This is a genomic window from Pseudoalteromonas sp. GABNS16E, assembly GCF_028598715.1.
Classification (GTDB): Bacteria; Pseudomonadota; Gammaproteobacteria; order Enterobacterales; family Alteromonadaceae; genus Pseudoalteromonas; species Pseudoalteromonas atlantica.
The window spans coordinates 1-328 of record NZ_JAQREZ010000181.1; the positions used below are offsets into that span (position 1 = coordinate 1).

At 41.5% G+C, this 328-nt stretch carries 1 rRNA gene; it reads left to right on the forward strand.

The annotated features are described in order from the left end of the window. Positions 1–225 precede the first annotated feature (225 nt). Positions 226–328: ribosomal RNA gene (gene rrf / locus PSI06_RS21205) — 5S ribosomal RNA — on the forward strand; the annotation flags it as partial.

Consider the following 328-nt stretch of genomic DNA (forward strand, 5'->3'; position numbering starts at 1 on the left):
ATTACCCGTGAGGCTTAACCATACAACGCCAAACGCGTTTTGTGACAGAAACAAGCGACAGAAGTTAATAGCTAAAGTAGATAGATACTTAGACTTAAAAAATATTATCAGATATTTTCCAAATTTATGAGGTGACTCTTAGCGCGTAGCGTTAACATTTAGGCACCTTGCGCAAAGGAAATAGTAGCACTACGTGCTTACCATTACTCCTTTGCACCTAATTTGCTTGGTAACCATAGCGTTTTGGACCCACCTGACCCCATGCCGAACTCAGTAGTGAAACGAAACAGCGCCGATGATAGTGTAGCATTTGCTATGTGAAAGTAGG